The organism is Serratia sp. CY56464 (assembly GCF_052168435.1).
Lineage (GTDB): Bacteria > Pseudomonadota > Gammaproteobacteria > Enterobacterales > Enterobacteriaceae > Serratia > Serratia marcescens.
This window is the reverse complement of the sequence record NZ_JBJNMV010000001.1, coordinates 592,497-616,854: the sequence shown is the minus strand read 5'-3', so window position 1 is coordinate 616,854 and position 24,358 is coordinate 592,497. Positions and strand designations below refer to the sequence as shown.

Below are 24,358 nucleotides of genomic sequence, written 5' to 3'. Positions count from 1 at the left end.
ACAGGAAGCTTTACACACACAATGAAAGTCGTAAAACCTCTGCGCCTCAGCGCGCTTCATCGACCCTTCTCTTGGCAAGGGCAAAACCATCTGGGCGTTTCCGTTTTGGCCTTGGCCGACATGGGGGCAGCCCCGCGCCTGCGTCCCGAACCGGAGTTGTGGCAGTTGGCCGCCGACGAACTCACGTTGAGCGGCGGCGTGCTCGATTTGGCTATCCCAAAAGCCTGCGCGGAGTTTCTCGCCACCGGCAACGCCTACACCCATCATCAACAAGACAAAACCGCTTGCGCCGTGAAGATCCAGCTTGATTCGCTGGAAAAAACGCTGGTGGTTTTCGGCGATCGCCATTGGATCAACGATCGCCCCTCTACTCCCCTCCCTTTTGCAGAGATGCGTCTGGACTGGCGCCGGGCTTACGGCGGCGCACAGTTCGCCGATAATCCGCACGGCATCGGCGCCACCCCAGAAACATTTCCGCAAGGCCGCATCCATCGCCTACCCAATGTTGAACCCCTGCAGGGGCGCCTTGCGTCTTCTCGGCAAAGCGCGCAACCGGCAAGCTTTGACGCGTTGGATATCACCTGGCCGCGCCGCTTCTCCCGCATCGGCAAAAACTACGACGCCGACTGGTTGAAAAACGGCTTTCCCGGCTTCGCCAACGATATCGACTGGCGCCTGTTCAACATGGCGGAAAGCGATCAGCAGTTTCCTCAACGCGACAGCTTGCCGCCCCGGGCCGCCTATCGGATTTGGAACATGCACCCTTCAGAACCGGTGCAGCAAGGGCATTTGCCGCCGTGGCGCGCGCGCTGCTTCATCAACCGGCTGCGCGGCGGCGAAACGCATTTCGAAGAGATCGCGATGCGCCACACCACCGTCTGGTTCTTCCCACATCGGGAACAGATGCTGCTGATTTATCAGGGCAGCACACGCATCAATGAAGACGATGCCGCCGACGTGATGCAGCTGATGCCGGCCCTGGAAACCGAAGGCGAGCCCCGCTCCGCCGCGCATTATCGGCAGGTGTTGGCCCTGCGGCTGGATAAAGAACGGGGTGCTCTGCACGCTTTTCGTGAACAAGAGTTGCTGCCGGAGGCGTGCATCGGCGCCTGGCTGGATACGGAAACGCCGACGCAGCAAAGCCCGATGGCGGAAAATATCGCCGCCTACGAGCACCAGCAACGCGAAGAGCATCGCCAGCGTCTGCTGCGCGAGGGGCAAGACATCGATGAACTTTTCCCGCGCCCGTCGCAAGAGGCGCCGCCGAAGCTTGACCAGCTCGCCGAATTCGTCGAGCGTCTGGAAAACCAGGCCGAGGCGCAGTATCAGGACATGCTCAAGCTGACGCAAGCCGAGGGCATCGACCCGCTCAACCCCGGTGGGGATCACGTGCCGCCATCCGGTGCGGAAAGCTACCAGCAGCAACGCGATCTGCTGTTCCAGGAGGCGCGCCGCCATCCCGACGCGTTTAGCGCTAAACAGCGTGGGGAAAGCGAGCGCGCGCTGCATCAAATGTATTTAATGTCGGCGCAGGCGCAAAGCCCTGCACTGCGTTTGCGTGGCGATCTGGCGCAAATCATTCGCCAACGCGTCGCCGCCGCCATGCTGCGCGATAAGGATCTCAGCGGTCTTGATCTCACCGGCGCCGATCTGTCTGGCATGGATCTCTGCCAGGCTAACTTGCGCGGCGCTTTGCTGGAAAACGCCGATCTGCGCCAAACCCAATTGGTGGGTTGCGATCTTCGCGAGGCGATGTTGGCGCGCGCCGATCTCAGCGGCGCCGTCTTACAGCAGGCCGATTTGAGCCACGCCTCCTTGGCCCTGGCGAAATGCGAAGCGACGGATTTCGGCGGCGCGCGGTTGCACGAAACCAACATTCAGCAAACGTTGTTTCAACGCTGCGATTTCACGATGGCGTCGTTACGCGACTTGCTGGGATACGAAACCCTGCTCGGGCAGTGTGACTTCAACCGCGCCATGCTGGCCAACATTACGCTGATGGAGCTGCAACTGGAGCAGCTGACATTCAGCCACGCCCGGCTCGACAAAGTCAGCTTCGTCAAATGCCGGCTGCTGGCGGTGAACTTCGATCGGGCGCGGCTAGAGAGCTGCGCCTGGGTTGATACCGAGACGCAAAGCCTCAGCTTCCGCGCCGCACGCCTCACCGCCTGCGCCTTCGCGGCCAAGACGCTGTTGCCGCAGGCGGATTTCAGCGACGCGACGCTGAACCAGTGCAATTTGCGCCAGATGCCGTTGCAGCGGGCGAATTTCAACCGCGCGCGCCTCGACAACTGCGACCTGTCGGAAGCCCGGCTGAACGAGGCCGATTTCCGTCAGGCCAACGGCAGCGACAGCCTGTTCATTCGCTGCGATCTGTCCCAGGCCAACCTGCGCGACGCCAATTTCATCGCGGCGATCCTGCAAAAATGCGTGCTGTCAGGCGCCGACCTGCAGGGCGCCAATCTGTTCCGGGCCGATTTGTCGCAGTCGCAAGTGGATCAGGCGACACGGCTCGACGGTGCCTATACCGCCAGGGTGAAAACATTGCCTCGCCATAACGGGAAGGAAGTATGACGTCAAAACCTGAGCAGATACGCCAGCGCGTGAAACGCGGCGAGCTGATTGCCGGTGAGGATTTGCACGGCCTGTCATTCGCCGGTATGGATTTGGCCGGCGGCATGTTCAACGAACTGAACCTGAACGGCGTGAACTTCTCCGATTGCGATCTGCGCGACAGCGTCTTCAGCGATTGCCGGCTCGAACACGCTCAATTTGCGCGGGCGAACCTGAAGCAAACGGCCTTCAATCAGTGCGTCATGGCGGGCGGCCGCTTCAGCGAGAGCCATATCGAACTGACGATGTTCAACGACTGCCGGCTTGAACAGAGTGACTTCAGCCGGCTGTCGCTCAACCAAAGCCACTGGATGTCATGCCAATTGGCCGGCGCGAATTTTTCCGCCACTCAGCACGATCGCACCACCTTTTACGAAAGCCCGCTCGACGGCGCAGATTTAAGCCATACGAGGCTGTCACTTGTCACATTCTTTCGATTAAATCTCTGTGAAACAAGGTTTGAAGGGGTTGATTTCGACCGCGTCACGTTTTTCGAATGTGACCACCGCGGCAAAAGTTACGCCGGGCAGCGCCTCATCGCCTGCCAGTTTACCGATAACCAACTGGACGACGTCGATTTCAGCCAGGCGACGTTGCGCCAGAGCAATTTCAAGGGCGCTTCGCTGCGGCGCGCCAACCTGACGGGTGTGCAAGCGCAGCAGTCACTGTGGCTGGAGGCCAATCTGACCCACGCACAGTGCCGCAGCGGGCAGTTCGATCAGGCGATCTTCAGCGAAGCGACGCTGGACGCCGCCAACTTTAGCCAGGCGCGCCTGTATCAATGCGTGTTCCAGCGCAGCCGCGCGGCGCGCTGTGATTTCAGCGACAGCGACCTGACCTACGCCGACTTCTGTTACGCCGACATCGGCGGCGCCGATTTCCGGCGCGCGCGTTTTATGCGCACCCGCATGCACCGCGCCCACCAGCAGCAAACACGCTGGGGCGATCGCAGCGGGATCCTCGAGAGCGACGAAGAGCTGTACGCCGCTGAAACCTGGAGCGCACAGCGCCAGAGCCGAATCTGAATGCATTGACCACTTCACGAGGGGATCACCATGAGCGTTGCCAACACAACTCGCGCCGTCAACATCGCACCGCCCCAGCAGGCCGCCGGCCAGATCGTCAATCTGTTGCCGGACGGCAGCCTGGTGGTGGAGTGCGAAGGCCGCGGCTGGCATTGCCGCCGGGCGGCGAGCTGCCTGCTGACGCCGGCCCTCGGCGATAACGTGCTGGTCGCCGGCTGCGGCCACCAGCTGTGGGCGATCGCCGTCCTCGAACGTGCGGAACCGCAAAACGCGGCGCGGCTCTGCGTCGCAGGCGATCTGCAGATTGAAACGCCGAACGGTTCGCTGTCGCTGCACGGCGCGCAGGCGCTGAACCTGAGCGGCGACGCCATGACGCTGCAGGCGAACAGCGGCGACTGCCACGTCGACAAGATGAAATACAGCGGCGAAGAGCTGTCGGCCTTCGTCAGCCTCAGCCGCCTGGTCGGCAAACGCTGCGAGTCGCTGTGGCATTCAGTCAGCCAGATCAGCCATTCGCTGTTCCGCAAAGTGCGCCAAACCGAGCACGTTCGCGCCGGGCAGCTGGATTACCAGGCGGAAGATTACGCCCGCATTCATGCCCGCAACACGCTGATTACCTCGAAAGACATCACCAAGCTGGATTCGGAACAAATCCACGTCGGATAACCTGCGGAGGCCTTTTATGTTTGCCAACAGCCAAATGATCGGCGTGGACCTGGCGTTTCCCGACGTCTGTCTGACGCCAAGCCCGGCGCCGGTGCCCGTGCCCTACCCGGATATCGCCCTCGCGCCGACCGCCATCCCGAACGCATTCAATATTCTGTTCGTCGGCACCCCGGCGCACAACATGGCGACGGTGACGCCGCTGACCAACGGCGACAACCCCGGCGTGGCCACCGGGGTCGCTTCCGGGACGGTGATGGGGCCGTCCCGCCACCTGACCGGCGCCTTTACCGTGCTGCTCAAAGGCACCCCGGCCACCCGGCTGACCAGCCTCAGCCTGCAGAATTCCACCAACGCGCTCGGCATGCGCATCGTGCCGAGCCAATTAAAAGTGTTGCTGCTTGCGCCCTGATGACGGCGCCTTATTACACAGCCATTCAATCAAGAAGAAGAGGACATTGTGAAAACACGGATTACCCTGACGCTGCTGACCGCCCTGACGCTTGCCGGTTGCTCTACCCCGCCGCCACCGCCGCCGGCGCTCAATAACGACGCCATCGTCAGCAGTGAAGTCAATGGCGTCACGCTAAAGCACCGCGCCGCGGTGAGCGCGCCGAAACAGTTCAAACCGATCGGTGAGGAATACCGCAGTCTGTACGCCGCCAGCATCATGAGCAGCCCCGATTATACCGGCACCGCCGTCGGCAGCCTGGACAACGCCGCCGCGTTCTACGCGCTGGGCGAAGTGGAAAACAATTGGCTGGCGATCTCCGCCATCCGCGGCGGCGATCTGGTGGGTTATATCCAGGCCAACGCCGGCGTGCCGGAAGCGCGCTACAAATCGACGCTGCGCAAAGATCTGCCGCGCCGCGCGCGCGCCGCCAAACAGGACTGCGTCAAAGTCGGCGGCGACAGCAAGGCGTGTAAAAACGCCGGCTCAGCCACCTGGATCCTCCAGTAGTCAGTACGCCTGCGGGCGACGAGATTCCCATGATGACGACCCCTATCGCTTCCCGCTGGTGCGGGATGCTGTTTCTGCTGCTGGGCGCGTTGGCGCTCGGCGGCTGCATGTCTTCCGCCAAAAGCGTGCCGTCGCGCTACAGCCTGGTGTTCGATGCCGATCGCCAGGTCAACGCCGCCGCCGGCGCGCAACCGGCGCCGATAAAAATTCGCGTGCTGCTGCTGCGTTCGGATGCGGAATTCATGGATGCCGACTTCTTCAGTCTGCAAAACGACGCCAAAAGCGTGCTCGGCAATAGCCTGCTGGACAGCGATCAGTTCTTCCTGACGCCGGGCCAGACCGGCAAGACGCTCGGCGGGCAAAGCGCGTTGGACGCACGTTACATCGGCGTAATCGCCGAGTATCAAAACCTGGACGGCAAGACCTGGCGCATTTCGCTGCCGCTGCCGGAGCCCACCGAAACCAATTTCTACAAGGTATGGCAATTCTCGCCGGATGAGCTGGAAGCGCATATCGTCGCGGGCGTGAATGGCCTGCGTCCCGTAAAAAAGGTCGACTGACCTACCGCTGCGCTGAAGCGAAGTAACTATAGGTGTGATGATGAAAGATGCTCATAAGGTTGTCTGGACTGAGGGGATGTTTTTGCGCCCTCACCATTTCCAGCAGGCGGAAAACTATCTCGAAGGCTATATGCGCAACTGGGGTCAGGCCCACAGCGGCTGTTTCTGGGGGTTCCTCACCCTGGATCTGGACCAAACGCTGCTGCGCCAGGGCAAGATTGCGCTCAACGCCGCCAGCGGCATCATGCCGGACGGCACGCCGTTTCGCTTTGCCGGCGCCCAGCAGGCGCCCGCGCCGCTGAGCATCGCCGAAAACAAGACCGGTGAAAACGTGGTGCTGGCCCTGCCGACTTACCGCGCAGGGCGTGAAGACGTGATCTTTCAGGAAAGCCCGGAGGCGCTGGCGCGCTATCTGGCTTACGAGAACGAAGTCGACGATCTTAATGCCGTCTCGGTGGGCAGCGCGGCGCTGCAATTTGGCCGCCTGCGCCTGCGGCTGATGCTGGAGAGTGAACTCAACGCCGAATGGACGGCGCTCGGCGTTACCCGCGTGCTGGAAAAGCGCGGCGACAACAGCCTGCGTCTCGATACCGCACAGATCCCGCCGATGCTGAACTGCCAGGGCAACCCGGTACTGAAGACCTTCATCAACGATCTGCAGGGCCTGCTGCAACAGCGCAGCCAGCAGATGAGCCAGCGCCTGCTGCAGCCGGGGCGCGGCGGCAGTTCCGAAATGGTCGATTTCATGCTGCTGCAGCTGATCAACCGCCATCTTGGCCAGGTGAGCCATGCCTATCACCTCGACCATCTGCACCCGGAGCGCCTGTTCGCCGATTGGCTGCAGTTCGCCACCGAGCTCGCCAGCTTCTCGGCGCAGCGCACCCCGGAAGGCCGCCTGCCGGTGTACGACCACGACAACCTGGCGCTGTGCTTCGGCAAGCTGATGCTGTTGCTGCGTCAAGGATTGTCGGTGGTGCTGGAAGACAACGCCATTCAGCTGACCCTGGTCGAACGATCCCACGGGCTGAACGTCGCCACCGTGCAGGACGCCAAAATGATGCGCGACTTCGGCTTCGTGTTGGCGGTGCGCGCCGACGTGGCCGCCGAGGTGTTGCTGACCCACTTCCCGGCGCAGATGAAGATCGCCCCGGTCACGCGCATCCGCGATCTGGTGCAGCTGCAGCTGCCGGGCATCGGCCTGCGCACCATGCCCGCCGCGCCGCGTCAGATCCCCTATCACGCCGGCTACACCTATTTCGAGCTGGAAAAAGGCGGCGACCTGTGGAAACAGATGGAAAAATCCAGCGCCTTCGCCCTGCACCTGGCCGGCGAGTTCCCGGGGCTGGACATGGAATTTTGGGCGATTCGCAGCCATACGGACCGGTAACCTATGACTCAGGAAAATAGCATGGCGCCGGCGGCCAATCCGCTGGTGGACGCCGCCAACCCGCTGCTGAACGCCATTTCGCAGATCCGCCAGTCGGCTACGCACGCCAACCCGGCGCAGCTGCGCCAACAGCTGATCGACGAAATGCGCCGCTTCGAGATCCGCGGCCAACGCGCCAATCTGCCGTACGAAGTGATCATCGGCGCGCGTTATTGCCTGTGCACCGCGCTGGATGAAGCGGCGGCGCTGACCCCGTGGGGCAGCAACAGCGTGTGGTCCGGCAGCGGGCTGCTGGTGACCTTCCATAACGAAACCTGGGGCGGCGAAAAGTTTTTCCAGCTGCTGGCCAAGCTGTCGCAGAGCCCGCGTGAGCACATCAACCTGCTGGAGCTGATCAATTATTGCCTGCTGCTGGGCTTTGAAGGCCGCTATCGGGTCATGGAAAACGGCCGTTCTCAGCTGGAAACCATGAAACAGCGTCTGCTGCAGCTGATCCGGACGGTGCGCGGCGGCTACGCCCCTCCCCTGTCGCCTCATGCGCTGGATCTGCCGGTACAGCAAAAACTGTGGCGCCCGCTGGTGCCGCTGTGGGCCTGCGTGGCGCTGACCGGCTTCCTGGCTTCGCTGCTGTTTATCGCCCTCAACTGGCGGCTGGGCGACAACACCAGCCCGGTGCTGGCGGCGATTTACCAAACCAATCTGCCGCAGGTGGCGATCGGTAACCCGGCGCCGGCCGCGCCGCCGACGCTGAGCCTGAAAAGCTTCCTGCGCAAGGAGATCGCCGAAGGATTGGTGGTGGTGCGCGACGAAGCGCAGCAAAGCGTGGTGATCCTCAAAGGCGACGGGCTGTTCGACTCCGCCGCCACCACGGTGCGCGCCAACTATATCCCGGTCATCGACCGCATCGCCGCCGCCATGAACGGCGTCAGCGGCAAAATCCTGGTCACCGGCTACAGCGACAACGTGCCGATCCGCAGCGCCCGTTTCGCCTCCAACTGGGAGCTGTCGCTGGCGCGCGCCGAAGCGGTCAGCGCCCGCTTGCAAAAACACCTCGCCAACCCGCAGCGGGTCAAGGCCGAGGGCCGCGGCGAGAGCAACCCCGTCGCGCCGAACGATAACAAAGTGAACCGCGCGTTGAACCGCCGGGTAGAAATTACGCTGTTGGTCGCCCCGGAAAACACCCAGGCGGAAATCAACGGCTTGCCGCAAGGAACCGGAAAGTAATGCTCAGTACGTTATTCTCCATCATCACCAGCCGCCTGCTGTGGGGCTTTGTCGGCATTACCGCGCTGGCGTTCATCATCTGGATGATCGGCCCGCTGGTGGCCATCGGCGACTATCGCCCGCTGGAGCCGGAACTCAACCGCCAGATCGCCATTGGCGTCATCTACCTGATCTGGTTCCTGTGCCGCCTGATCCCGCGCCTCTACAGCGCCTGGTTCAACAGCCGCCTGCTGAGCAACCTGCGCACCGCCGAAACGGTGCCGGCGGAAGACGGCAAGCCCGAGGTTAAACAAGACGATCAGCTGGCGCAGCGCTTCGATGAAGCGGCGCAGCTGCTGAAAAAGGCGCGCTTCGCACCGGGCCAGGGCGACGGCAAACACCGCTGGATGACCCGCTTTAGCCGCCAATACCTCTACCAGCTGCCGTGGTATGTGATCATCGGCGCGCCCGGCGCCGGCAAAACCACCGCGCTGGTCAATTCCGGCCTGCACTTCCCGCTGGCGGATCGCTTCGGCAAATCCGCGCTGCGCGGCGTGGGCGGCACCCGCAACTGCGACTGGTGGTTTACCAACGACGCCGTGCTGCTCGACACCGCCGGCCGCTACACCACCCAGGAAAGCCAGCGCGAAGAAGACGCCGGCGAATGGCAAAGCTTTGTCGCGCTGCTGAAAAAATATCGCACCCGCCAGCCAATCAACGGCGTGATGGTCACCATCAGCGTCGCCGATCTGCTGAGCGACAGCGCCGAAGCGCGCGCCGCCCAGGCCAGCGCGCTGCGCAAACGCCTGATCGAACTGCATGAACAGCTGGGCATTCACTTCCCGGTCTATGTGCTGGTGACCAAAACCGACCTGCTCAACGGCTTTATGGCCTATTTCGGCAGCTTCGACAAAGCGCAGCGCGACCAGATCTGGGGGTTCACCTTCCCTTACGAGCGCTCGCGGCAGCCGGACTTCAACCTGAACGCCGCCTTCGAACAGCACTACGCCCTGTTGCAACAGCGGTTGGACGCGGCGCTGCCGGATACGCTGCTGATGGAACACGACGCGCGCCAGCGCGCCGAAAGCTACCTGTTCCCGCAAGAATTCGCCGCGCTGCGCCCGCTGCTGAGCCACTATCTGGATCAGGTGTTCGCTACCTCCAGTTTTGAAACCCGCTTTACCCCGCGCGGCATCTATTTCACCAGCGGCACCCAGGAAGGCCTACCGTTCGACCGAGTGATGGGCGAGCTGAACCGCTACCTGCAGCTGCCAACGGCAAACTCAGGGGCGCAGACCAACACCGCCTGGGACAGCGTGGGCCAAGAAACGCCAATCCCGGCGGCCAAGGGCCAGAGCTTCTTCCTGAAAGAGACGCTGGAATCGGTGGTCTTCCAGGAGTCCGGGCTGGCGGGCAGCAACCGCTGGTGGGAATATCGCAACCGCGCCCTGCACTGGGCGGGTTACATCGCGCTGGCGGTGGTCCTGGCGGTGCTGGCGATGCTCTGGTTCACCAGCTATGGCAACAACAAGGCCTATCTGACGGAAGTGGCCGCCAAGGTGCCCGGCGTCGAGCGCCAGGGGCAAAGCCTGACGCAGGTGGGCAACGGCGACATGTTCTCGCTGCTGCCGTTCCTCAACAGCCTGCTGCACCTGCCGGACAGCCAGAACTTTTCGCTGGACGATCCGCCGTTCACCTACCGCATGGGGCTGTTCCGCGGCGATCAGGTCGGTGACGCCGGCAATGCCCTGTACCAAAAAGCGCTGAAAGAGCTGCTGCTGCCGCAGGTGGCGCAACAGATCGCCACCACGCTGCGCAACGATAACCACGGCGACGCGGACTTCAGCTATGAAGCATTGAAGGCCTACCAGATGCTGTATCTGCCGAAGCAGTACGACGGCAAATTCCTGCGCGCCTGGGTGATGCTCAACCTGCAGCGCAACCTGCCGCAGGGCAGCACCCAAAAACAGCTGCAACAGATCGAATGGCACCTGAGCCAACTGCTGGATGCGCAGATCCAGGCCTCGCCCTACGCCAAAGACGAACAGCTGGTGGCGCAGGCGCAGGCCGCCATCAACCGGGCGCCGCTGTCGCAGCGCGTCTATGGCCGCCTCAAGCGCCTGCTGCTGAAACAGACCGACATCAAGCCGGTCAGCCTGGTCGATTTGGCCGGCCCGCAAACCGAGCTGGCGTTCAGCCGCAAAAGCGGCAAACCGGTCACCGACGGCGTGCCGGGCCTGTTCACCTCACAAGGGTACTGGAAAGCGTTCAACGACAACATCGACCCGGTGACCGACACCCTGCGTAAGGAAGACGTCTGGGTGTTGAACAGCCAGACGCCGGAGCAGAAGAGCGCCGATTTGACCAAGACCATCCGCCAGCTGTACATGCAGGACTTCATCAGCGCCTGGGATGAGCTGCTGGGGGATATCCAACTGGCCAACATCGGCAACCTGACCCAGCGCATCAGCAGCGCGCGCCTGTTGTCCGGCAATCCGTCGCCGATGCGCAACCTGCTGGTCAACGTCAGCAAAAACGTCACCCTGCGCGACGAGAAAAGCGACGCCGACTCCCGCTCGCTGCTGGCCAAAACCGAAGACAGGCTGAACCAAAACGCCAACCGCACGCTGGAGGCGCTGTTCACCAACCGGCCGGCCAACGCCGACGGCGACGTGTCGGCCCAGCCGGAACAGCTGGTGATGGCGCACTTCGCGCCGCTGCTGGAGCTGGCGCAAAGCCAGGGCGAAGGCAATAAGGCGATCCCTTTCGACAGCGTGCTGAAGCAGGTCGATGAGCTGTACAGCTATCTGACGGCGGTTCAGGGCGCGGCCAACAGCGGCATGTCGGCGCCGCCGAGCGACATCATCCCGCGCCTGCAGGCCGAGTCCGGCCGCTTGCCGGTGCCGTTCAAACAGATGCTGCTGTCGCTGGCGATCGGCGCCAGCAGCGACACCCAGCGCAAAGAGATGGAGAACGTGAAAAAACGCATCAGCTTCGAGGTCGGCAGCTTCTGCCGCCAGGCGATCGCCGGGCGTTATCCGCTGGTGGCCCGGGCGCGCCAGGAAGTGACGCCGGACGATCTGGCGCGCATGTTCGCACCGAACAGCGGGCTGATGGACAGCTTCTTCCGCGACAACCTGCAGGGCAAGGTCGACACCACCCGCGCCAACTGGCGTTTCACCCCCGGCGTGGACGGCAAGACGCTGCCCGGTGGCGAAGGTATCCTGCGCTCGTTCCAGCAGGCGCAGCGCATCCGCGACGCCTTTTTCGCCAACGGCACCGCGACGCCCTCTTACCGCGTGACCGTGCGGCCGGTGCGGATGGATAACGACATCCTCAACCTGACGCTGGATATCGACGGGCAGCTGTTCAAATACAGCCACGGCCCACAGGTGCCGCTGGTGGTCAGTTGGCCGGGCACCCGCAATACCAACCAGGTGCATCTGCAGCTGGCGCTGGCCAACGGCACCACGGCCAGTCTGGTGACCAGCGGGCCGTGGGCGCTGAACCGTCTGGTGGACATGGCGCAATCGTCGGGCACCGCCGGCCTCGGCCGTCAGGCGACCTTCAATCTCGACGGCCACCGCGTCACGCTGGAGTTTACGCCCAACAGCATCCGCAATCCGTTCCAACTGCCGGCCTTCTCGTGCCCGTAGCCCCGAAAGGACATGACCATGAGCACTGATTCAAGCGCCCCGACGAGCATTGGCTGGTACGGCAAACTCCCCTCCGCCGGCGATTTCCTGCAACGCCGCTTGCCCGATCCGGTGGTCAACAACTGGGCCCACTGGTTCCATAACGGGCTGGTGAATTTGCAGCGCGATGCGCAAGGGCCTAACGATCACCCATTCAGCAACGCGCCGGTGTGGAACTTCGTGATCCCCGCCACGCTCGGCAGCCAGTACGTGCAGATGGGCTGCCTGTTGCCGGCGCGCGACCGTGTCGGGCGGCGCTACCCGATCTGCGCGCTGCGCCTGTTCAGCCAGCAGGATTGGCGATCGCAACAGTTGAACATGGCGGCGAGTTGGTACCAACAGCTCGGTCATACCCTGCTGAACGGCGTGCGCAACGGTTTCTCCGCCGAGCAGATCGACCGCGCGTTGCAGGCGATCCCGGCGCTGCCCAGCCCGCCGGCGGAAGCGGATTCCGAAATATTGTCGATTATCGGTTTCCAGCATCCGGACGTGCCGGGCCTCGGCTGGCAACAGGCCGCCGACTGCTTCGATCCGGCGCAGTACACCAGCTTCTGGTGGACCAATCAGGCAGACGGACACCCGCTCTACACCCACGTGCACAGCGGCAACCTCACCGTGCAGCTGTTTTCACTGCTGTTCGAGCCCAACGGCTGGGCGCGCCCCGGCCGCGGCGGCCAGTACCCGCAAATGTTTGATTAACATCGTTCGTTGAAGGAAATTTTATGGCTATCGATACCGATACCCTGCTGGCCCCGGTTGACGCGGACAATCCCTGCGGCGACAACCTGGAATACGACGCCGACTTTCTGGCGATGGAACAAGCCGCCACCGGCAAGGCCGAACAACAGTTCGGCAGCACCATCATTCCGGAAGAAGCGCCGGACTGGGTGCAGGTCGAACGCCTCGCGACCTCGCTGCTGACGCGCACCAAAGACCTGCGCGTCATGCTGTATCTCACCCGCGCCTGGACCCAGCTGCGCGGGTTGCCGGGCTACGCCGACGGGCTGACGCTGGTCCACCAGTCGATGACCCGTTACTGGGACACCCTGCAGCCGCCGCTGGAGTTCGATGGGGAAGCCGACCCGCTGTTTCGCATCAACGCGCTGGCCGACCTTGGCGACAAGGCCGCGCTGGCCGCCAGCGTGCGCGCCGCCCCGCTGCTGAAAAGCGCCGCCGGAGAAATCTCGCTGCGCGATGCCGGCGCCTTGCTCGACGGCAGCAAGCAGGAGTGCCCCAACTTTCCCGGCGGCCGCGCGCGGCTGCAGGATGAACTGGCGCAGCAGGATCGCCCCGAGGGCGCCTTGGTGACGCGCATCGCCAACACCCTGAGCGCCATCCGCAGCGAAGTGACCCGCCATCTGGGGGAAAGCGCGCTGCCGGAAATGAGCGCGCTGACCAAGGTGTTTTCTCTGGTGGCGCTCGCCGGCCAGAGCGAGGCGCCCGCCGCCGCCGAAGCGGACGCGACGCCTGAAACGGCGGCCATGCAGCAACCGGCCGCCGTACAGAGCGCCACTGCCCCGCTCAACTGGCGCAGCGCGCAGATCCAGTCGCGCGACGATGCCCAGTTGATGCTGGATAAGGTGAAAAATTATTTTCGTCTTCATGAGCCGAGCCACCCGGCGCCGCTGATGATCGATCGGGTTCAGCGGTTGATTACGCTGGACTTTATGCAAATCGTCCGCGATTTGGCGCCCGATGGGCTTAACCAACTGGAGACCATTCTCGGTCGCCCCGACAACGAGGAGAACAGCTAGCCGCCGACCTTTGTTCTCTTGACGCATCCGATACCGTCTGCCCCTGCGCAGACCCGAATCAGAACCTGACTCTCCCAGCCGGACGAGGCGCGTTCCCAATCGCCATTAGATGGAGTAAATCATGTCAAACTCGAAATCCCGCAGCGGGCAAAAATTCATCGCCCGCAACCGCGCGCCGCGCGTACAGATTGAATACGATGTCGAAATTTATGGCGCAGAGCGCAAAATCCAGCTGCCGTTCGTGATGGGCGTGATGGCGGATCTGGTGGGGAAAGCGGTCGATCCGCAAGCCAGCGTGGAAGAACGCAAGTTCATGGAAATCGACGTCGACAACTTCGACGAGCGTATGAAGTCGCTGAAACCGCGCGTCGCTTACCAGGTTGACAACACCCTGACCGGCGAAGGCAAGCTGAACATCGATCTGACCTTCGAAAGCATGGAAGACTTCTCCCCCGCCGCTATCGCCCGCAAGGTCGACGCGCTGGACAATCTGCTGGATGCGCGCACCCAGCTTTCCAACCTGCTGTCCTACATGGACGGCAAGAACGGCGCCGAAGAGCTGATCTCCAAGATCCTGCAAAACCCGGCGCTGCTGCAATCCCTGACCGACGCGCCGAAGCCGGCGGTTAACGATGACAACAACGAGCGTGAGGATTAATCGATGAGCAACTCGCCTCAGCAACAGAATGCGTTGCAAACCACCGAGACTTTTTCCAGCGATGAATTCAGCGCGCTGTTGAACAAAGAGTTCCGGCCAAAGACCGACCAGGCCAAAGAAGCAGTCGAGAACGCGGTGAAAACCCTGGCGCAGCAGGCGCTGGAAAATACCGTCACCGTTTCTTCCGACGCCTACCGCACCATCCAGGCGCTGATCGCGGAAATCGACGAAAAGCTGTCGCAGCAGATCAACCAGATCATTCACCACGACGATTTCCAGAAGCTGGAAGGCGCGTGGCACGGCCTGCACTACCTGGTCAACAACTCTGAAACCGACGAGATGCTGAAGATCCGCTTCATGAGCATTTCCAAGCAGGAGCTGGGCCGCACGCTGAAGCGCTATAAAGGTGTGGGCTGGGATCAGAGCCCGATCTTCAAGAAAGTCTACGAAGAAGAGTATGGCCAGTTCGGCGGCGAACCGTTCGGCTGCCTGGTGGGCGACTACTACTTCGATCACAGCCCGCAGGACGTGGAGCTGCTGGGCGAAATGGCCAAGATCGGCGCCGCCTCGCACTGCCCGTTCATCGCCGGCACCGCGCCGAGCGTGATGCAGATGGAGTCCTGGCAGGAGCTCTCCAACCCGCGCGATCTGACCAAGATTTTCCAGAACACCGAGTACGCCGCCTGGCGCAGCCTGCGTGAGTCGGAAGACGCGCGCTACCTGGGGCTGGTGATGCCGCGCTTCCTGGCGCGCCTGCCGTACGGCATCCGCACCAACCCGGTGGACGAGTTTGACTTCGAAGAAGACACCGACGGCGCGACCCACGGCAACTACACCTGGACCAACGCCGCCTACGCCATGGCCGCCAACATCAACCGTTCGTTCAAAGAGTTCGGCTGGTGCACCGCCATTCGCGGGGTGGAGTCCGGCGGCGCGGTGGAAAACCTGCCGTGCCACACCTTCCCGAGCGACGACGGCGGCGTGGACATGAAGTGCCCGACCGAGATCGCCATCAGCGACCGCCGCGAAGCCGAGCTGGCCAAAAACGGCTTTATGCCGCTGGTGCACCGCAAAAACTCCGACTTCGCCGCCTTTATCGGCGCGCAGTCGCTGCAGAAACCGGCGGAATACTACGACGCCGACGCCTCCGCCAACGCCCAGCTTTCCGCGCGCCTGCCGTATCTGTTCGCCTGCTGCCGCTTCGCGCATTACCTGAAGTGCATCGTGCGCGATAAAATTGGTTCCTTCCGCGAGCGCGACGACATGGAGCGCTGGCTGAACGACTGGATCATGAACTACGTGGACGGCGATCCGGCCAACTCCTCGCAGGAAACCAAGTCGCGCAAACCGCTGGCCGCGGCGGAAGTGCAGGTGGAAGAGATCGAAGACAACCCGGGCTATTACAGCGCCAAGTTCTTCCTGCGCCCGCACTACCAGCTGGAAGGCCTGACCGTCTCCCTGCGCCTGGTGTCGAAGCTGCCTTCGCTGAAACAAAACGACGCGTCCTGATGGGCTGAAGTCAGGCCGCGGTAGTGCGGCCTGGCTGATGTATCAACCTCGTCGTCAGCCTATCGCAGAAAACCCGGATCGCACGTGGAATCAAGATAACGCGAAATAATTAAGCATTGAGCCATTAGCACTTAATAGTGGCTCGGTAACCCATACCGATAGTTTTCGGTATTTAAGAAGGTGCATGGCACAAGGATATAAATTGGTAATGCATTACCACACTTGCAATTCCTGCTGCTATTACCTGAGTTTTTCAACGTAACGTTAATACTACTGTTAACCCTTAATAAAGAGTGAAGAAACTATGGCTATTGATATGTTCCTGAAAGTTGAAGGTGCCAGCGGCGAATCTAAAGATTCGAATCACAAAGGCTGGACCGACATTACTTCTTTCTCCTGGGGCGCTTCTCAACCGGGCAATATGGGCGTTGGCGGCGGCGGTGGCGCCGGTAAAGTGTGCTTCAACGATCTGCACGTCAACGCGCTGGTCGACAAGTCAACCCCGGCGCTGCTGAAGCACTGCTCCAGCGGTAAGCACCTGACCAAGGTTGAGTTGTCTGTCTGCAAGGCGGGCGGTACTCAGGTTGAGTACGTTAAAATCACCCTGGACGACGTACTGGTCACCGCCGTGCAGTACACTGGTGCAGGCGGCGAAGACACCGTGGGCGTCACCTACTCCTTCCAGGCGGCGAAAGTGAAACAGCAGTACTGGGAGCAGAGCGATAAAGGCGGCAAAGGCGCCGAAAGCAGCGCAGGTTGGAACATCAAGGAAAACCGCGAAGCTTAATTGTTATACAACCTCCCCGTTATGGGGAGGTTGGTTTGGCAAGCGATGTATTTTAGATAAGGAAATCATGATGAAAGCGATTAGAAAAGGTGACAGAGGAAATCACGTAAAATCATTGCAAGAATTGCTTAATAAACAGGGGGCTATTCTTAACTCTGATGGCATATTCGGTCTAAAGACTGAATTAGCAGTAAAAAAAGTGCAACGTAAAAAAGGTCTGCATGTTGACGGCATCGCTGGTCGAAAAACATTCTTAGCCCTGGGTTCACACGTCGAAACTCGAGCACCACAACCTCCTATCGGTGGTAGTGCAGGTCGTCAAGGTCCCGGAGCTATGGGCATTTCACAAAGCGGTTTAAGGTTTATCTTTAATATTGAAGCATGGCGCGGAGTAAGTAACCACCTACATTGGCCTGGCGGTGCAAGCGGGGTCACTCTGGGGCCGGGTTATGATATGAAAGCTCGCTCTATAGAATCAATAAAAAATACCATGATCGCGATTGGATTAGACAGCGCAACTGCAGATAAAATCAGTGCAGCCGCCGGGTTACATCATCAGCAAGCTAAAGACTTCGCGAAAGAAAATCACAATTTAGTGGTTTTAACCGACACACAGGAAACGGAACTACTTAAATTTATAGTACCTGCCTATGAAAGAGCTGTTAGGAATAAAATTCTTGTTCCACTCACACAACAAGAGTTTGATGCGTTAGTCTCCTTTGCTTATAATCCAGGTGGTCGACTCAACAACGTCGCAGCATTCATTAATCAGAGCAAAATATCTGATGCAATGACAGAAATAAAACGTGCCATTACCTCAGGTGGAAAAGTGATGAAAGGGCTGATAAACAGAAGAAATTACGAAGTCGAGCTCTATTTAAATGGAAACTATCGCTAAGGAATTCGCCACAATGAAATTATCTGCATTTTTAATTAGTAGCGTATTTTTCTCACTTACTGCATGTGCAGCAGAAAAAAACGTTAATACCCCAACATCATCAACTATTGATGGCTTATGGCAAGTGACTCAGGTCAACATAGACAATGAGACTACCCGCACGCTTAGCTATCAACTTAACGACCCTCGATTACTAGGAAGGGTAATCAATATTTCCACTAAATCAATAGAAAACAATCTGCCGGAAAAAGACGTCTGCACAGCGCCAACCTTAAGTATTGAGAGAAGCACGCTAAATCAATTCATCGGTAAGTCGATGGGCGGAGATAAAAGCATCTCGGCTAAAAACTATGCATTGAATGAAAACGGCCAAGCAGAAGTCTCTCTTTTCAAGATCGCTTGTCACTCCGGATCATTCGGCCCATCCGATAATGGTGCAGGCTCCAGCTTTGCCGCTCTCAATCCAAAAAAAATGCTGGTTAATTGGTACGATGGTTCGCTACTGCAATTAGAACGGTTACCGAAAGATCCTAAACCTGCAGCGTCTTTCGACTGTGCCAAATCTACAAGCGTTGTTGAAAAAACTATCTGCTCAGACTTCAATTTATCCGCCTATGACAAAAGCGTTTCCCAAGCTTGGCTGTTGGCAAAAAAGCAGGCGACCGATGTAGGGGATAAAAAACTGGCGGCTTCTTTAAACAGCACGCAAAGATCTTGGTTACTGCAAAGGGATAAATGCCGAGATGACAAAGATTGCCTGGCCGATACGATGCAAAAACGAATCGATGCACTTACGTCACACGATTAAAACTGCGTTCCTACTCATGTTGGCGGTATTGAATACTGAAGCTTCCGCCAACGGAAAGTATTCCCCTGCTGAGTACCTCAAAAACTACGCGCTTAGCGTTTGCATCGCCGAGGGGTACTCAGCAAAAGAAGTCAAAAACGATGCCGCCGCCGCCGCTCGGGGTTACATGGAGTTCGGCGATTATTCTCTGGAAGCGCATACCGCTGTCAAGGCGCTGGCAAAAGAATTTCTGGCAAAGCCCTATGACAGCATGTCTGGAGAGCCGATGACGATGGCCAAGTGCATCGATCTTGTACATAGCCAAGCGTTGCAAGCTATCATCAAGAAATACCAAGGGAAAGACGACAACTGATATCAGAGTTGCTCAAACGACGGCTCATATCAAAGGTTATCTCGGATGAGAAGATACACGTACTTTTTAATGTCTCTGCTGCTCGGAAGCCATGTAGTCCTTGCTGAAAACTCGCTCAATGCTTTATCGCAAGAGGCACTATATAAAAATTGGTTAGTCAGCCGTTGCATTGGGAAGTCCACTGACTTAGAAAAAACCAAACAAGACGCCTTCCGTTCCGCTTCCGCCTATTTAGAATTGAGTAAACTGCCGATGGATGCATTTGAACAAGGTGAAAAACTGGCTGAACAGTACGCAAATAAAAACAGCCAAGGCTCAGTTCAAGGGACTTACCATACTTTAGATTGTCTTTCACTGCAGAACGCCAGTGAAGCTGAAACCATTTTTGAACGTTACTCAAAGTAATAGCCGCAGTGATAGAATTCATTTTTTTGCAGCCATCATCCTCAAATTAATTACATTTTATCACTTATAATTTATTACTTGAAAATATACCAGCACCATTAATCATCAGTCATTGGAAAAATATTCCTTGGCTTTCTATTACTCAGTACAAACCATATGGAATTTTAGAGCATTGGGATAAGGAAAAAACAGTGAGCGATGACGTCACGCTTTCCACCTACTCTTACTCATTTGTGTTTTTATACTTTTTCCTGTCAGTTGTAGTTTTTGTCGGGCTGTATCACCTAAAACAGAAAGTTAACAATAAAAAATATTACTCTCTTTTTGTGATAGTTACCATAGTAAATCTATTTGCAAGCATCACCCAAGGTTTAATATTTAACTATGGTTCTGAGATACTGGATTCAATGCTCAATATAAAATTCCAAGATTATGACGAGGTATGGTACGCCAGTATTATATTCGCCCTGATTTATTTGTCTCAACTACCGACTAATCTCTATTACAAGAAAAAGGGTAAGAATAATGATAGCAATAGCAAAGGCATCACCTGACACATACAGCCTCACGTTATTACATTGAAGTTTTCGACCATATAATGCGTTAACCAAAAAAAATTTAGTCACTCACTTTCAAAGATCTCTCTTAGGAAAGAAATAAAGTCGAATTCATCCCGTTATTGAGTTCCACTGTCTAGCCATAAGATCTTATCAGCAGGAATGCCTTATGCGATTTTCCATTGTAAAAAACAAAAGCGGCCAGGTTCCGCCGCAGAGCAGTTGCGATTTTCTGCCGCCGGGCGGCACCATCGGCCGCAGCGTGGACAACAACCTGGTGCTGCCGGACGAAGAGCGCGCCATTTCCCGCCTGCAGGCGATCGTGCATATTTCCGCTGACGGCGAATGCCGCATCACCAACCGCGGCAACGTTACCCGCGTGCTGCTGAATGACATTCCGCTGGAACGTGGCCGCCAGGTTGAACTGCAGGACGGCGACGTGCTCGGCATCGACGATTACCAGATTGAAGTCAGCGCGCTGCACCAGCACGCCGCGCCACAGGCTCAACCGGTGGCCAAGGCTGTTGCCTCTGCTGTGCCCCCTGCCGCCGCCAAAGAAAAATCCGCCGCGCCAATCCCCAACGAAATCTGGGACAGCCTGGTGGAAGAATTTACGCCGAATGCGCCGGCCGCCGTCACGCCGCCGCCGGCCGCCAATCCAGACAGCCATCCGCTGTTGGACACCCCCGCTCGCGAGCTGAACCCGGCCGATCCGCTAGCGCAGCTGGCGGGCGAGGTCGATCTGCGCCAGCTGCAACAGCAACAAACCGATCCGGCGGCGCTGTTCAACACCGACACCACTTTTGAACGCGAACACATTCTGGCCGATACCACCCCCAGCGCGCTGCTGGCGGAGCAGGCTGCGCCGCCGCGTCCGGCAACTCCGGCCCGGAATGCGCAGCAACCGGAGCAGGAGTTGGATCCGCTGGCGCTGTTCGGCGGTTCATCCGCGCCCGCTTCGCCAGAGACGTTAAACAGCAACGATCCGCTGGGTCTGCTGATGGGCGGCGCCGTGCCACTGGCACAGCCTGAGGAGCCGGTACAGCCGCCCGCGCCGCCGTCTCCGCCACCGATGGCCGCACAACCACAAGCGCCGCGCCCGCAGCCGACGCCGCCACCCGTGCAGACGCCTGAGCCACAGCCCCAACCTGCACCGCAGTTCAGCCAGCAGGAACCGCCTGCGCAGCCGCCGCGTCCGCGCCAGGGCAACCGCCTGGGCATCGATCCGGTCGCCTACCAGTCCGCTCAGCGGCAGCACGCCGCCGCGCCGAGTGGCGACGCATTGGAGGGGCCGTTGCTGGCGGCGCTGCTGCAAGGCATCGGTCTCGACGATCTGCAACCGCAGCCGCACTTTGACGAACAGCAGATCCGCCTGGCCGGTCGCCTGCTGAGCCTGTTCTCGCAAGGCACCGTCGCCCTGCTCTCATCCCGCTCGATCCTCAAGCGCGGCGTGAAGGCCGAGATGACCATGATCCTCGACGAAGCCAACAACCCGTTCAAGCTGCTGCCTTCGGGAAAAACGGTGCTGATGCAGATGTTCGGCAGCCAGATGCCGGGCTTTATGCCGCCGGAGCAAGCGGTGCGCGACGCGCTGATCGACCTGCAGGCGCACCAGCTGGGGATGATCGCCGGTATTCGCGCCATCATCGCCGCCATGCTGCAGTCGTTCAACCCGGAGCGCCTCGAAGAGGAAGCGCGCAAGGAAGGCGTGGCGCCGCGCCTGTCGCTGCCCGCCAACCGCAAGGCTGCGCTGTGGGACTACTTCGTGAAGAACTATCAGCAAACCTCCGGCGAGATCGAGGACGATTTCCACACCCTGTTTGGCGAAGCCTTCCTGCACGCCTATGACGTTGAAGTGAATCAATACAAAGACTCACAGACCAAACCGGACGCGTAATGAATATCACCATAGCCTCTACTTCCAACCAGGGCGGCCGCGCCTCCAACCAGGATCAGACCGGCGAGGTGCTCGGCAACCGCGCCGCCTGCTTCGTGGTGTGCGACGGCATCGCCGGTTTTCCGGGCGGCGATATCGCCGCCAAACTGGCGCGCGACACCATTTTGCAAAACTTTGACGGCGAAAAGCACCTGAACGCCCAGAGCATTCGTCAGCACATCACGCGCGCCAACGCCGCCATCCACCAGCAGCAGCGGCAGTCGGACGAATACAGCAAGATGGGCACCACGCTGGTCAGTCTGTTTATCGATCGCGATTACCAGCTGGCCTACTGGGCGCACGCCGGCGACAGCCGCCTGTACCTGTTCCGCCGCGGCTACCTGCATGCCGTCACCACCGACCACAGCCTGATCCAACAGATGCAGGACGCCGGCTATCAGACCAACGGCATCAACAGCAACCTGCTGTATTTCGCGCTGGGGCTCAACGAAGAGCGCGACGCCACCTACAGCGACGTGCTGCAGCTGGAAGACGGCGACGTTTTCCTGCTGTGCACCGACGGCTTCTGGCACAGCTTCAGCCAGACCGAACTGGAACAGTCGCTGCACATGGTCAACTCCCCCAGCGAGTGGATCGCCCTGATGCAGCAGGCATGGAAGAAAAACAATAACAGCGATAACTACAGCGCTATCGCCGTCTGGATTGGCTCACCGCAGGAAACCACCCTGCTGCATTCGCTGGCGGATGCGGAGCGGTTTCTGAGCCGCGACTGAGCAGCGCACATTCACAGCAAGGTTCACTATGAAATATTGGATGCCGGGGCTCGTCGCCCTGATGGCGGTGCCGACCGCGCAGGCGATGAACTATCGCCTGGTTTACTCCCCCAGCCAGAAGCTGGAAGTGTTTATCGATGACGTCAAAAACAGCAATCCGGCAAGCTGGTGCGGCAAAAGTATCCCGCTGCGTATCGTCTCGGCGCAAAGCCAGGATCCGGCGGTGCTGAACGACTTTCTGCCGCGCGTCGGCAATCTGTTGGAAAAGCAGTGCCCGAAAGCCGGCCACCTGCCCTGGACGCTGACCGACAAGCGCGGAGAGAAACTGGCCAGCGGCGAAGCCGCCAAAGCGCGCGGCTGGAAACCGGTGGTCAAACAAGAGGCCTCCGAGCCGCCGGAAACCCCACCGCAACCGGCGATCCCTGCGGCGGTGGCCGTGACGTCTCCGCAGGCGGACAGCGCGCCGGCTCAGCGTTTCAGCCTGCCGCAGGGCTGCCACTTCCGCACCTACTGGAGTGACGAGGCCAACGGCGGCGCGCTGTTCATTCCCGCCGGCGCTGCGCTGCGCTGCGGCGAGGACGGCTGGCTGCAGGGCCGTGGCGCGGTCACGTTGCAACAAGGCGGCCAAACCCTCTCGCCGACGCTGTGGTTCCTGCAAGGTTACCCGCTGGCGCAGGTTAACGGCGGCGATCGCGCGCTGACCGTCGTCAGCGCCAACGCCCAACGGCTGGTTCTGGGCGGCAACCCGCAGGCGCCGGGCAGCTTCCTGCTGCTGAGCTTCGAACCGAAGCTGCACGCCTGGGCGTTCAACGGTGAAGCGATCGTTGAAATGCCGCGCGTCGACGCCGCCGATGAGAACAAGATCAAACAGCGCGTGCAGCAGGCGCAAACCGCCTGGCAGCCGCTGCTGAGCGCCCCCGCCCCGCTGACTTTCAAGCTGGTGGAAAAGCTGGCCACAGACCGCGTTGATCCTGCCAGCGGCAGCTACCTGTCGGTTAACGGCGCCCCTCACTGATTATAAGGAAAGCCTGTGAAATCATTAGCAAGCATGCTGCAAGGCCAGTCGATCGGCGCGGCCATCACCACCGTCGAAAACGATATCAAGGCGAAACCGGCGGATGCCGACCTGCGCGCCGCGCTGGTGCAACTGCTGTGCCTGAGCGGCAACTGGACGCGCGCCAACGCGCAGCTGAAATCCTGGCAGGCGCTGAAACCGATCGCCCAACCGACCACGCTGCTGCTGATGCAGTCGGTCGACGCCGAGCTGCAACGCCAGGCGGTGTTTGCCGGCACGGCCGCACCGGCGCTGCTGCGGCAGGATCAGCCTTGGCTGAAACTGATGGTGCAGGCGCTGCATCTGGATGCGCAAGGGGCGGCCGAACAGGCCCAGGCGCTGCGCGATGAAGCGCTGGAGGCCGCCCCGGCCGGCGCCGGGCAGTTAACGCTGGCCGAAGGCGACCAAGAACGGCAGCTGCGTTTCGACTGGCTGACCGACGGTGACGGCCGCCTCGGGCCGGTATGCGAACTGGCGCTGAACGGCGTTTACTACTGGCTGCCGTTTGCCGACATCGCCGCGATCCAGTTCCAGGCGCCGCAGAGCGCCATCGACCTGGTGTGGAGCCATGCGCTGGTGCGCCTGACCGATGGCCGCGAACAGGTGTGCCAACTGCCCGCCCGTTACCCGCTGCCCGAAGGCAGCGACGACGCGCTGCTGCTCGGCAAGCGCACCGAATGGCAACCGCTGGGCGACGGCACCCACTATGCGGGGCTGGGCCTGAAAACCTGGCTCAGCGAAAGCGATGAATTCCCACTGCACAGCCTGCGGCAGCTGAGCTTCGACGCGAGCGCCTGAC

The 24,358-nt window shown here is 60.0% G+C and carries 23 protein-coding genes; all 23 read left to right on the top strand.

From position 1 onward, the window contains the following. The first annotated feature begins 21 nt into the window (after window positions 1-21). The 23 genes from ACJ8KE_RS02955 to ACJ8KE_RS02845 all read left to right on the top strand — a co-directional run bounded on the left by ACJ8KE_RS02955 (window position 22) and on the right by ACJ8KE_RS02845 (window position 24,357). Window positions 22-2,574, top strand: coding sequence for a DUF2169 family type VI secretion system accessory protein (locus ACJ8KE_RS02955; RefSeq protein ID WP_306376844.1), 2,553 nt, complete (start codon window positions 22-24; stop codon window positions 2,572-2,574). Then, window positions 2,571-3,638, top strand: a complete 1,068-nt coding sequence (locus ACJ8KE_RS02950) for a pentapeptide repeat-containing protein (RefSeq protein WP_079449850.1) — start codon at window positions 2,571-2,573, stop codon at window positions 3,636-3,638. The genes ACJ8KE_RS02955 and ACJ8KE_RS02950 overlap by 4 nt, the downstream gene beginning before the upstream one ends. A 30-nt stretch (window positions 3,639-3,668) precedes the next feature. Next, window positions 3,669-4,304 carry a DUF3540 domain-containing protein gene (locus tag ACJ8KE_RS02945; protein WP_016927268.1) on the top strand — a complete coding sequence of 212 codons (636 nt, stop codon included), beginning with the start codon at window positions 3,669-3,671 and terminating at the stop codon, window positions 4,302-4,304. Between the two features lie 16 nt (window positions 4,305-4,320). Further along, a complete protein-coding gene (locus tag ACJ8KE_RS02940) occupies window positions 4,321-4,713 on the top strand; it encodes a DUF4150 domain-containing protein (protein WP_004934933.1) in 393 nt (130 codons plus the stop codon). Window positions 4,714-4,761: 48 nt separating this feature from the next. Then, window positions 4,762-5,262 carry a type VI secretion system accessory protein TagV gene (gene tagV, locus ACJ8KE_RS02935; protein WP_033632731.1) on the top strand — a complete coding sequence of 167 codons (501 nt, stop codon included), beginning with the start codon at window positions 4,762-4,764 and terminating at the stop codon, window positions 5,260-5,262. A 29-nt stretch (window positions 5,263-5,291) separates the two neighbouring features. Continuing rightward, complete coding sequence (tssJ, locus tag ACJ8KE_RS02930) at window positions 5,292-5,822, top strand: type VI secretion system lipoprotein TssJ (protein ID WP_042705419.1); 531 nt, start codon at window positions 5,292-5,294, stop codon at window positions 5,820-5,822. Window positions 5,823-5,862: 40 nt separating this feature from the next. Then, window positions 5,863-7,209, top strand: a complete 1,347-nt coding sequence (gene tssK, locus ACJ8KE_RS02925) for a type VI secretion system baseplate subunit TssK (protein ID WP_028128110.1) — start codon at window positions 5,863-5,865, stop codon at window positions 7,207-7,209. 21 nt (window positions 7,210-7,230) lie between these two features. Continuing rightward, the gene (locus ACJ8KE_RS02920) at window positions 7,231-8,433 is read left to right on the top strand and encodes a DotU family type VI secretion system protein (protein WP_016927264.1); all 1,203 of its coding nucleotides are present in this window, start codon (window positions 7,231-7,233) and stop codon (window positions 8,431-8,433) included. Then, a complete protein-coding gene (gene tssM, locus ACJ8KE_RS02915; RefSeq protein ID WP_261419349.1) occupies window positions 8,433-12,068 on the top strand; it encodes a type VI secretion system membrane subunit TssM in 3,636 nt (1,211 codons plus the stop codon). The genes ACJ8KE_RS02920 and tssM overlap by 1 nt, the downstream gene beginning before the upstream one ends. An 18-nt stretch (window positions 12,069-12,086) precedes the next feature. Further along, the gene (gene tagF / locus ACJ8KE_RS02910; RefSeq protein ID WP_028128112.1) at window positions 12,087-12,806 is read left to right on the top strand and encodes a type VI secretion system-associated protein TagF; all 720 of its coding nucleotides are present in this window, start codon (window positions 12,087-12,089) and stop codon (window positions 12,804-12,806) included. Window positions 12,807-12,829: 23 nt separating this feature from the next. Next, window positions 12,830-13,861 (top strand): type VI secretion system protein TssA, encoded by a 1,032-nt coding sequence (gene tssA / locus ACJ8KE_RS02905; protein ID WP_049299100.1) that lies wholly within the window; start codon window positions 12,830-12,832, stop codon window positions 13,859-13,861. A gap of 121 nt (window positions 13,862-13,982) precedes the next feature. Next, window positions 13,983-14,519, top strand: a complete 537-nt coding sequence (gene tssB / locus ACJ8KE_RS02900; protein WP_016927260.1) for a type VI secretion system contractile sheath small subunit — start codon at window positions 13,983-13,985, stop codon at window positions 14,517-14,519. A 3-nt stretch (window positions 14,520-14,522) separates the two neighbouring features. After that, on the top strand, window positions 14,523-16,028 hold the full coding sequence (tssC, locus tag ACJ8KE_RS02895) for a type VI secretion system contractile sheath large subunit (protein WP_016927259.1): 1,506 nt from the start codon (window positions 14,523-14,525) through the stop codon (window positions 16,026-16,028). A 304-nt stretch (window positions 16,029-16,332) separates the two neighbouring features. Next, window positions 16,333-16,815 (top strand): Hcp family type VI secretion system effector, encoded by a 483-nt coding sequence (locus tag ACJ8KE_RS02890; RefSeq protein ID WP_004961372.1) that lies wholly within the window; start codon window positions 16,333-16,335, stop codon window positions 16,813-16,815. A gap of 67 nt (window positions 16,816-16,882) precedes the next feature. Continuing rightward, on the top strand, window positions 16,883-17,713 hold the full coding sequence (locus tag ACJ8KE_RS02885) for a pesticin C-terminus-like muramidase (RefSeq protein ID WP_227818391.1): 831 nt from the start codon (window positions 16,883-16,885) through the stop codon (window positions 17,711-17,713). Between the two features lie 13 nt (window positions 17,714-17,726). Next, window positions 17,727-18,521 (top strand): lysozyme inhibitor LprI family protein, encoded by a 795-nt coding sequence (locus ACJ8KE_RS02880; protein ID WP_075201885.1) that lies wholly within the window; start codon window positions 17,727-17,729, stop codon window positions 18,519-18,521. A gap of 16 nt (window positions 18,522-18,537) precedes the next feature. Next, entirely contained in the window at window positions 18,538-18,873 is a 336-nt protein-coding gene (locus ACJ8KE_RS02875; protein ID WP_261419351.1) for a type VI secretion system amidase immunity protein Tai4, read from the top strand. A 69-nt stretch (window positions 18,874-18,942) separates the two neighbouring features. Then, window positions 18,943-19,278: a T6SS amidase immunity protein Tai4 family protein gene (locus tag ACJ8KE_RS02870; protein ID WP_230328916.1), complete on the top strand. Its 336-nt coding sequence runs from the start codon at window positions 18,943-18,945 to the stop codon at window positions 19,276-19,278. Window positions 19,279-19,469: 191 nt separating this feature from the next. Further along, window positions 19,470-19,832 carry a hypothetical protein gene (locus ACJ8KE_RS02865; RefSeq protein WP_261419352.1) on the top strand — a complete coding sequence of 121 codons (363 nt, stop codon included), beginning with the start codon at window positions 19,470-19,472 and terminating at the stop codon, window positions 19,830-19,832. 172 nt (window positions 19,833-20,004) lie between these two features. Further along, complete coding sequence (gene tagH / locus ACJ8KE_RS02860) at window positions 20,005-21,732, top strand: type VI secretion system-associated FHA domain protein TagH (RefSeq protein ID WP_261419353.1); 1,728 nt, start codon at window positions 20,005-20,007, stop codon at window positions 21,730-21,732. Further along, a complete protein-coding gene (locus ACJ8KE_RS02855) occupies window positions 21,732-22,505 on the top strand; it encodes a PP2C family protein-serine/threonine phosphatase (RefSeq protein WP_016927252.1) in 774 nt (257 codons plus the stop codon). Before tagH ends, ACJ8KE_RS02855 begins: the two co-directional genes overlap by 1 nt. A gap of 28 nt (window positions 22,506-22,533) precedes the next feature. Next, window positions 22,534-23,520, top strand: coding sequence for a hypothetical protein (locus ACJ8KE_RS02850; RefSeq protein ID WP_016927251.1), 987 nt, complete (start codon window positions 22,534-22,536; stop codon window positions 23,518-23,520). Window positions 23,521-23,535: 15 nt separating this feature from the next. After that, window positions 23,536-24,357 (top strand): type VI secretion system accessory protein TagJ, encoded by an 822-nt coding sequence (locus ACJ8KE_RS02845; RefSeq protein ID WP_028128345.1) that lies wholly within the window; start codon window positions 23,536-23,538, stop codon window positions 24,355-24,357. Window position 24,358: the final 1 nt, after the last annotated feature.

Excerpts from the sequence above, each read along its gene's own strand:
- ACJ8KE_RS02955 (WP_306376844.1), top strand. The coding sequence starts at position 22 with ATGAAAGTCGTAAAACCTCTGCGCCTCAGCGCGCTTCATCGACCCTTC.
- ACJ8KE_RS02950 (WP_079449850.1), top strand. The coding sequence starts at position 2,571 with ATGACGTCAAAACCTGAGCAGATACGCCAGCGCGTGAAACGCGGCGAG.
- ACJ8KE_RS02945 (WP_016927268.1), top strand. The coding sequence starts at position 3,669 with ATGAGCGTTGCCAACACAACTCGCGCCGTCAACATCGCACCGCCCCAG.
- ACJ8KE_RS02940 (WP_004934933.1), top strand. The coding sequence starts at position 4,321 with ATGTTTGCCAACAGCCAAATGATCGGCGTGGACCTGGCGTTTCCCGAC.
- tssJ (WP_042705419.1), top strand. The coding sequence starts at position 5,292 with ATGATGACGACCCCTATCGCTTCCCGCTGGTGCGGGATGCTGTTTCTG.
- tssK (WP_028128110.1), top strand. The coding sequence starts at position 5,863 with ATGAAAGATGCTCATAAGGTTGTCTGGACTGAGGGGATGTTTTTGCGC.
- ACJ8KE_RS02920 (WP_016927264.1), top strand. The coding sequence starts at position 7,231 with ATGGCGCCGGCGGCCAATCCGCTGGTGGACGCCGCCAACCCGCTGCTG.
- tssM (WP_261419349.1), top strand. The coding sequence starts at position 8,433 with ATGCTCAGTACGTTATTCTCCATCATCACCAGCCGCCTGCTGTGGGGC.
- tagF (WP_028128112.1), top strand. The coding sequence starts at position 12,087 with ATGAGCACTGATTCAAGCGCCCCGACGAGCATTGGCTGGTACGGCAAA.
- tssA (WP_049299100.1), top strand. The coding sequence starts at position 12,830 with ATGGCTATCGATACCGATACCCTGCTGGCCCCGGTTGACGCGGACAAT.
- tssB (WP_016927260.1), top strand. The coding sequence starts at position 13,983 with ATGTCAAACTCGAAATCCCGCAGCGGGCAAAAATTCATCGCCCGCAAC.
- tssC (WP_016927259.1), top strand. The coding sequence starts at position 14,523 with ATGAGCAACTCGCCTCAGCAACAGAATGCGTTGCAAACCACCGAGACT.
- ACJ8KE_RS02890 (WP_004961372.1), top strand. The coding sequence starts at position 16,333 with ATGGCTATTGATATGTTCCTGAAAGTTGAAGGTGCCAGCGGCGAATCT.
- ACJ8KE_RS02885 (WP_227818391.1), top strand. The coding sequence starts at position 16,883 with ATGATGAAAGCGATTAGAAAAGGTGACAGAGGAAATCACGTAAAATCA.
- ACJ8KE_RS02880 (WP_075201885.1), top strand. The coding sequence starts at position 17,727 with ATGAAATTATCTGCATTTTTAATTAGTAGCGTATTTTTCTCACTTACT.
- ACJ8KE_RS02875 (WP_261419351.1), top strand. The coding sequence starts at position 18,538 with ATGTTGGCGGTATTGAATACTGAAGCTTCCGCCAACGGAAAGTATTCC.
- ACJ8KE_RS02870 (WP_230328916.1), top strand. The coding sequence starts at position 18,943 with ATGTCTCTGCTGCTCGGAAGCCATGTAGTCCTTGCTGAAAACTCGCTC.
- tagH (WP_261419353.1), top strand. The coding sequence starts at position 20,005 with ATGCGATTTTCCATTGTAAAAAACAAAAGCGGCCAGGTTCCGCCGCAG.
- ACJ8KE_RS02855 (WP_016927252.1), top strand. The coding sequence starts at position 21,732 with ATGAATATCACCATAGCCTCTACTTCCAACCAGGGCGGCCGCGCCTCC.
- ACJ8KE_RS02850 (WP_016927251.1), top strand. The coding sequence starts at position 22,534 with ATGAAATATTGGATGCCGGGGCTCGTCGCCCTGATGGCGGTGCCGACC.